9 protein-coding genes are annotated in these 7,584 nt (G+C 56.1%); 6 read left to right on the top strand and 3 right to left on the bottom strand.

Features of this window, described 5'->3' with window-relative positions; translation table 11 throughout:
- Positions 1 to 220: 220 nt before the first annotated feature.
- Complete coding sequence (locus tag HEP89_RS29655) at positions 221 to 637, bottom strand: helix-turn-helix domain-containing protein (protein ID WP_075284029.1); 417 nt, start codon at positions 635 to 637, stop codon at positions 221 to 223.
- Positions 638 to 712: 75 nt separating this feature from the next.
- On the opposite strand from HEP89_RS29655, the gene HEP89_RS29650 reads away from it, so the two are divergent.
- Genes HEP89_RS29650 through merA form a run of 5 tightly spaced genes read left to right on the top strand, consistent with a single transcriptional unit; the run spans position 713 to position 3,323 of the window.
- Entirely contained in the window at positions 713 to 1,099 is a 387-nt protein-coding gene (locus HEP89_RS29650; protein ID WP_075284030.1) for a mercuric transporter MerT family protein, read from the top strand.
- Between the two features lie 13 nt (positions 1,100 to 1,112).
- A complete protein-coding gene (locus HEP89_RS29645; protein WP_075284031.1) occupies positions 1,113 to 1,418 on the top strand; it encodes a hypothetical protein in 306 nt (101 codons plus the stop codon).
- 9 nt (positions 1,419 to 1,427) lie between these two features.
- Entirely contained in the window at positions 1,428 to 1,682 is a 255-nt protein-coding gene (locus tag HEP89_RS29640; protein WP_075284032.1) for a hypothetical protein, read from the top strand.
- Positions 1,679 to 1,906 (top strand): mercury resistance system transport protein MerF, encoded by a 228-nt coding sequence (gene merF / locus HEP89_RS29635; protein ID WP_075284033.1) that lies wholly within the window; start codon positions 1,679 to 1,681, stop codon positions 1,904 to 1,906. The genes HEP89_RS29640 and merF overlap by 4 nt, the downstream gene beginning before the upstream one ends.
- Positions 1,884 to 3,323 (top strand): mercury(II) reductase, encoded by a 1,440-nt coding sequence (gene merA, locus HEP89_RS29630; RefSeq protein WP_228873469.1) that lies wholly within the window; start codon positions 1,884 to 1,886, stop codon positions 3,321 to 3,323. The genes merF and merA overlap by 23 nt, the downstream gene beginning before the upstream one ends.
- Before the next feature lie 117 nt (positions 3,324 to 3,440).
- Here the strand turns inward: merA and HEP89_RS29625 are convergent, their stop codons facing one another.
- Both HEP89_RS29625 and HEP89_RS29620 read right to left on the bottom strand, forming a co-directional pair.
- The gene (locus HEP89_RS29625) at positions 3,441 to 3,770 is read right to left on the bottom strand and encodes a YnfA family protein (RefSeq protein ID WP_168693850.1); all 330 of its coding nucleotides are present in this window, start codon (positions 3,768 to 3,770) and stop codon (positions 3,441 to 3,443) included.
- A gap of 49 nt (positions 3,771 to 3,819) precedes the next feature.
- On the bottom strand, positions 3,820 to 4,398 hold the full coding sequence (locus HEP89_RS29620) for a recombinase family protein (protein WP_168693849.1): 579 nt from the start codon (positions 4,396 to 4,398) through the stop codon (positions 3,820 to 3,822).
- A 153-nt stretch (positions 4,399 to 4,551) separates the two neighbouring features.
- Here HEP89_RS29620 and HEP89_RS29615 point away from each other — a divergent pair, with 153 nt between their 5' ends.
- Positions 4,552 to 7,527, top strand: coding sequence for a Tn3 family transposase (locus HEP89_RS29615; protein WP_075282898.1), 2,976 nt, complete (start codon positions 4,552 to 4,554; stop codon positions 7,525 to 7,527).
- The last annotated feature ends 57 nt before the right edge of the window (positions 7,528 to 7,584 follow it).

Genomic DNA, 7,584 nt, shown 5'->3' with positions numbered 1-7,584 from the left:
GGGGCCAGAACAAGATTTGCAATAAATCCTGCGCTTAGCTGGAACGAACACCGAACTTTCGATTCGACCAGTCTGATAATCGCGACCTGCCACAACAACAGTCTTCATTTAAGGAGAAATTCGCACAGGCATATTTGAGCACTGCGTTTGGCAGGTGTAAACAGCCGGAACGGCCCCCAGGGCGAGCAACTTGCCGGGACAGTCAATCACCCAATAGTTACTACGCTTCAAAGAGCGTCTGGATAATCGGACAGTTCGGGACATCTCCCTTCGCGCATTCAGACGCCATATTAGTAAGAGCCTTTTCAAGCTTCTTCAGGTGCTGAATCTTTTCCCTTACAGAGCTCAGGTGTTCCATTGTCATGGCATGCACCTCACCGCAACTGATGCCTTTCTGGTCGACCATTTTCAGCATCGCGCGGATCTCGTCGATGCTGAACCCAAGTTCCCGGCTCCGCTTGATAAATGACAATCGTTGAAGGTGGTCGTGGGTGTATTGCCGGTTGCCTCCGGCAGTCCGGTCAGGCTTCGGCATCAGTTCGATGCGTTCATAGTAACGGATCGTCTCGATATTCACGCCGGTTTCGCTGGACATTGCCCCAATCAGATAGCCTCGCGCGTTCGTGATCCCGGACATAGGAAAACTCCTTGCATCTGTAGTGGCTACAGACAGTACGCCTTCACCTTAGATGGATCAATTGAGGGTGTCAGAATGACGTCAGAAATACATCCCGGGACCAAAGGGGAGAGAGATCTGGGTGCGAGAGCCGCCACCGCTGGCGGCATACTTGGCGCTCTTGCAATGACCTCCTGCTGCATTCTGCCGCTGGTGCTTTTCAGCCTCGGGGCCACAGGCGCATGGATTGGTCAGCTCGGAGCGCTCTACCAGTACAAATGGGTCTTCTTCGCGTTTGCCGGAGGCACACTCTGTTACGGGTTCTGGAAAGTGTACAGGCCGACGCCGCAGGCCTGTAATGATGGAAGCTGCGAACGGCCTCTGCAAAAGCGGTTCATGAAAAGAGCACTGTGGGGTGCAACTTTCATTGTCGTGCTCTCCTTGGCTTTCCCATACTTCGCTCCGCCACTACTCGGTTACTGAGAAAGGATTCTCCATGAAACAGACATTTATGACACTTGCCGTTTTGCTCCTGGCGACTGGGGCAACCCATGCAGAAGAGCGAAAAGCGCGGATTGAGGTCACAGGCCTTTGGTGCCCGTCCTGTTCTTACATCGTTGGCGAGGCGTTGCAAAAATCCGAGAGCGTCGAGATCCTGAATTTCCAAGAGCACGAGGATGGCCGCTCCGGTGTCTACACGATCACTTTCGACGACGCTGTGACGGATATGGAGGAGATCGTCGCACAACCCGCCACATATGGGTACACGGCGGTTTTGCTGGACGATGGTTCGAACTCCTGAAGCTAACCCATGAGTGACAAGTCCTTGGGTATGATACTGGCAACGGCGGTTGCCGCTCCCGTAGTGATTATCTGCTGTGGTGGCGGCCTGGCGTTTGTTGGTTCCGCAGCAACCGGATTGATCGCCCAGCTATTCGGTTCGGGTGTTGTGTTGTCCGTGCTGATTGCCGCGGTCGCGGGTCTTTTCGCTTATTTCCTGCGCCACAGGTTGCGACTCTCGGTCGGGTCTGGCTGCCGGGAAGACAATAGGGAAAATCTGAAATGAACAATAAGCTCTTGGCGACAGGGGTGATCGGTACAGTGATCGCAGCGCTGTGCTGTTTCACACCGGTTATCGTCGTATTGTTCGGCGCGGTCGGGCTATCGGCCTTCGTTGGCGTTCTCGACTATGTCCTGTTGCCAGCTCTTCTCGCCTTTGTACTCCTCACGGTTTATGCGCTTGTTCGCAACGCACGACGTCAACGCAATGAAGGAAACCCAAATGTCTGATTGTTGTTCGAACAAGAACGGATCTTACGATCTGGCTGTGGTTGGCGCAGGGTCAGCGGGATTTTCTGCCGCAATCACAGCGGCCGAGGAAGGTGCTCGGGTCGCGCTTCTTGGATACGGTGTCATCGGTGGGACTTGCGTCAATGTCGGTTGTGTACCGTCCAAGGCGATGATCCGGGCTATGGAGGTCATGCACTCCCCAAAAGCCGCCGAGAGATTTGACGGGATAGAGGCGACGGCGCAGATCACGGATTGGGCCGCCATTATCCGCCAAAAACAGGCGCTGGTCGATGACCTGCGAGCTGCAAAATATATCGACGTCCTGCCCCAACACAACAACATCGTCTATTTGGAAGGTGAGGCTCGTTTCATTGCTGGCGGTCAGCTGACTTTGGATGGAGAGGTTATCTCTGCGGACAAGATCATCCTCGCCACGGGATCCCGGCCCCAGGTGCCTGACATTCCCGGGCTGACCCAGGTACGCCCTCACGACAGCACATCAATCCTCGAAGTTCAGAAGCGCCCTGCGTCGTTGATTGTTATGGGAGGCGGATACATCGGTGTTGAATTAGCCCAAGTATTTGCACGCACGGGAACGGCCGTCACCATAGTCAGCCGCCGAGGATTGCTGCCTGAGGCTGAACCGGAAATAGGTAATGCGCTGACGCGCGCGTTCGAAGACGAGGGAATTATCGTCAGAACCATCAAGAGCTACACGGAAGTCATGAAGCGTGATGGCCACATTGCACTGAGGGTGGAAACGGAAGATGGAACCGAGACCCTGGAAGCGGAGGACCTTCTGCTTGCGACAGGTCGTACGCCCAACACGCAAAATCTTGCGTTGGACCTGGCAGGAATCGCCACCGACCGGCGTGGCGCGATCCTTGTCGATGACCGGATGCGTACCAGCCACAAGAATGTCTACGCCGCCGGTGATGTAACCGGACGTGACCAATTCGTCTATATGGCTGCCTGCGGTGCCAAACTGGCTGCGAAAAACGCGATGAACGGCGATAGTCTAGTCTATGACAACACTACCATGCCGGCAATCGTCTTCTCTGACCCTCAGGTTGCCAGCGTCGGTCTCACAGAGGCCGCGGCAAAGGCTGCCGGCCAAACTGTTCGCACTTCAGTGTTGTCGCTCGAGCACGTACCCCGGGCGCTCGCTGCCCGGGACACGCGCGGGCTCATAAAACTTGTCGCGGACGGAAACACCAAGCGGTTGCTCGGGGCACATATACTTGCTCCGGAAGGTGCCGACAGTATCCAGACCGCGACGATGGCGCTTAAGGCGGGAATGACTTACGAGGAGCTCGGCGCGATGATCTTCCCATACCTCACAACGGTTGAAGGGTTGAAGCTTGCTGCGCAGACTTTCGAAAAGGATGTAGCGGCTCTCAGTTGTTGTGCGGGGTGATCGTGGCCGTTTCAGGGCTTGAAACAGTGTTCGTGATTTCTGCCGCGTCGGCATTGTTCCAGGCGGCGTTGTTATTCAGATTGAATGCAGGAATTAGATCTCGATAATGCCGCCCGATTAAACGCGTGAGTGAGGCGCGGCAATAATAATCGCAGCCCCGACTATACAGATGGTTGCACCTAAGAGATCCCAGCGGTCAGGATGGACGCCCTCGACCAGCCAGAGCCATATGAGAGAACTCGCAATGTAGATACCTCCATAGGCCGCATAGGCACGACCTGCGGCCGCGCTATCTACCAACGTGAGCAAATATGCAAATAGACTCAGCGCAGCGAGACCCGGAACGATCCACCAGATTGATTTGTCGAGCCGCAGCCAAGCCCAAAATGCAAAACATCCCGCTATTTCAAAAACGGCTGCGCCGACATATGCCGCGAAAGTTTGCATTCTTGATAGCCCTCGTTTCGAAGAATGGAAATCCGATCCTGCTTCTTGCTCAACGGATTTCGTCACGCACCCGCATGATTGTTTGACGGCTGGTACCAAATGCTCGGGCAATAGCGGAAATGCTTTTGCCGGAATTCAGCGCAACCCGCACATCTTGCTTTTGGCTGTCTGTCAGGCTTGGCCGCCGACCCAGAACTTTCCCTTCGGACTTGGCACGTCTTAAGCCTGACTGCGTTCGCTCGATTAGCAAATCTCGCTCGAACTGGGCAACGGCATTGAGCACGTTCATGGTCATCGTGCCGGCTGAACTCGTCAGGTCGACACCGCCAAGTGCAAGACAGTAGACCCGTACTCCTTCGTCGGCCAATGCCTTTACTGTTGAACTGACGTCTATCGCATCCCGGCCGAGGCGATCGAGTTTCGTCACGATGAGAATGTCGCCAGGTTCCAGACGGTCCACCAGCCGAGAGAATTCCGGACGCTGCGTTATCGGCACACTGCCGGAAATCGTCTCGGTAACAATCCGGCGGTCTTCGACGTGGAACCCCGCCGCCCGGATTTCTTCTATCTGGTTTTGGGTCGTCTGGCCGGGCGTGGAGACGCGGGCATAGACGAAAGTGCGTGACATGGCGTCAATCCTGTCCGAAAAGGCTGTTCAAATTATCTGCTTGTCCAGAATGCAGTCAAGCTAATTTGTGGACAGGGTATTTAAGCCCTGTACGCAATCGGACGTTTTCGGACACAGACATGGGTCATCGGCTTGCATAGTATGGAGTGAAAGATGGCCCGGCGGATGCTTCTCAAGGTTCAGGAGCGACAGGAACTATTCGATATCCCCACCGACGAAGACAGCCTGATCCATCATTATTCCCTGTCACCAGCCGACCGGCTTGAAATCGAGCTTCGCAGAAGAGAACACAATCGGCTCGGTTTCGCGATACAGCTTTGCGTAATGCGCCATCTGGGCCGGGTACTCTCGGTCAACGAAGCTCCGCCAAAGGCAGTGCTCAACTATATTGCCGAACAGGTTGGAGCCGATCCTGCTTCATTTGAACGGTATGCCCGGCGCGAGGAAACGCGCAGCAATCACATCACGCACTTACTTGGATATCTTGGAATGAGGAGTGCGGCAGCCCAGGATCGCCGAGCGGCATTGTTGGCCGCGATGCAGGCGGCTTCTGCAACCGACAAAGGCTTGCCGATCGCGAATGCCATCATCGCAACGTTTCGCGAACGCCGCGTGTTGTTGCCTGTGGCGAATGTTATTGAACGTTTGGGATTGCTGGCACGAACTATCGCGCGTCGTCGTGCTGAAGTCGCGCTGATCTCAGACCTATCACCGGAGACACTGGAGACTCTCGACGGTCTGCTGAGCGGCGATCCGGTGATCAGCCAGACCCGCCTTCACTGGTTGAAGTCAGCTCCGGACGCCCCGGGTGCGATGAACCTGATCGGTTTGACAGAGCGCATCGCGTTTCTGCGCTCGCTTGGGATCGATCCCCAATTGCAGGCTCGTATTCCGTCTGGACGTTGGGATCAGATGGTTCGTGAAGGAGATGCCACGCCGGCTTGGCTTGCCAACGACTTTACCGCCAGTCGTCGGCGCGCGACACTTGTGGTGCAGGTCATCAAGCTTGGCCAGAAACTCACCGACGACGCGATGACCATGTTCATCAAATTGCTCGGCCGATTGTTCTCAAAGGCCAACAACCGCAAAAAGCAGCGGCATATGAACACCCGTGCTGAAACATCAAAAGCATTGCGCCTGTTCCTCGACACGATCGTGGCCTTGCAGGCAGCTAACGATACAGGTGAAGATGCGATCGACACATTGAACCGGCAGGTCGGCTGGTACCGGCTACTGCAAATCAAGCCAGGTCTCGAAGCCATCGTCGAAAGCAACCGCACTTCCCCGTTAGCGCTGGCGGCCGAGCAATACGGTAACCTTCGCAAATATGCGGCAGTTTTCCTCCAAACATTTTCTTTCCAGTCACGCCGTCGGCACGATCCGTTGCTGGCCGCAATAGAAGCCCTCCGATCGCTTTATGCCGAAAGCAGGCGCGTTCTTCCGGACCGCGTCCCGGTTGCCCATCTTTCAAAGTCGGACAGGAAGCTGATCTTCGAGAAAGGTAAGCCGGATCGCCGACTCTATGAGATTGCGACGCTCGCTCATTTGCGTGATCGGCTCAGATCCCGCGATGTCTGGGTCGAAGGCAGCCGGGCCTTCCGGCCGATTGATGAACATCTTATGCCAAAGCCCGTTTTTGTCGCTCTCAAGGAGGAAAACAAACTCGGCCTCGGCGTGCAAAGCGACGGCGAGGCGTGGCTGGCCGAGGTCCAGCAAATGATGGACTTCAACCTCAAACGGCTGGCGTATCGTGCCCGTAATGGAAAGCTCGAAGGCGTCAGGCTTGAGGTGGGAACCTTGATCGTGACGCCGCATGCCAGGGATGTTCCCGCTGCGGCCGAAGACTTGAACGCCGAGATCTCCGAAATGTATCCGCTCGTGGAGATTCCCGACCTGCTCCAGGAAGTGCATGAATGGACCGGTTTTGCCGACCAGTTCTCCCATGTCCGAACGGGAGACGTGCCGCGAAGCATTCCGGCGATGCTCGCAGGTGTGCTCGCGGACGGTACAAATCTCGGCCCAAAACGCATGGCCGGAGCTTCGAAAGGGATCAGCGCCCATCAAATAGGTTGGATGCGAACCTTCCACGCCCGGTCCGAGACCTATCGAGCGGCGCAGGCCTGCGTGACCGATGCACATACGTTTCATCCGCACTCGCGCCTTTGGGGCGACGGAACGACCGCATCGTCCGACGGTCAATTCTTCCGGGCCAGCGATCGGGCGGCAAAGCGCGGTGACATCAATCTGCATTACGGCAGCGAACCGGGCACGAAATTCTACAGCGGACTTTCCGATCAGTACGGCTACTTCAGCATCCTGCCGATCAGCCCGACCGAGAGCGAGGCCGTCTATGTCCTGGACGGATTGTTTGACCATGACACCATCCTCGAGATCGAGGAACTGTTCACCGATACCGGCGGCGCCAGCGATCAGGTGTTCGGATTGTTCTCTTTCGTCGGCAAGCGCTTCGCTCCGCGGTTGCGCAACATTAAGGACCGGAAATTCCATACCTTCGAGAAAGCCGATACCTACCCGGCCTTGGCCAATCATATCGGCACGCCAATCAACACCACGCTCATTCTGGAGAATTGGGACGATCTCTTGCGCCTGGGCGCGTCGGTCACCACACGAGCTGTCGCGCCGTCAACCATCCTCAAGATGTTTGCAACCTCGTCGAAAGCCAATGACCTGGCCAAGGCGCTCCGCGAGATCGGCCGCATCGAGCGGACACTGTTCATGATCGAATGGTATTCGAGCCTAACGCTGCGCCGGCGGTGTCAGGCTGGTCTCAACAAAGGTGAGGCCGCCCATAAGCTCAAGCGTGCCGTTTTCTTCCACGAACGCGGCGAAATCCGTGACCGCTCTTATGATAGCCAGGCTTTCCGCGCCTCCGGGCTCAACCTGGTCGTCAGCGCGATTGTGCACTGGAATACTGTTTATCTCAGCCGAGCAGTCGCTCATCTGCGCCAGCAGGGGCGGAATATTCCAGATGACGTGCTGAAACACATCTCGCCGCTCAGTTGGGAGCATATCAATCTGACCGGCATCTACTCCTGGGACACAGAGCAACAAATTCCTGAAGGATTCAGGTCGTTGCGAAGCCCAGGTCGGATCCTTCGGACAGCGTGATGTTCACAGTCCGTTCGAGCTTAGCGCAGGATTTTAAGCAAATCTTGTTCTGACCCC

Source organism: Labrenzia sp. 5N (assembly GCF_012395805.1).
Taxonomy (GTDB): domain Bacteria; phylum Pseudomonadota; class Alphaproteobacteria; order Rhizobiales; family Stappiaceae; genus Roseibium; species Roseibium algicola.
This window is presented reverse-complemented; position numbering and strand designations above follow the sequence as displayed.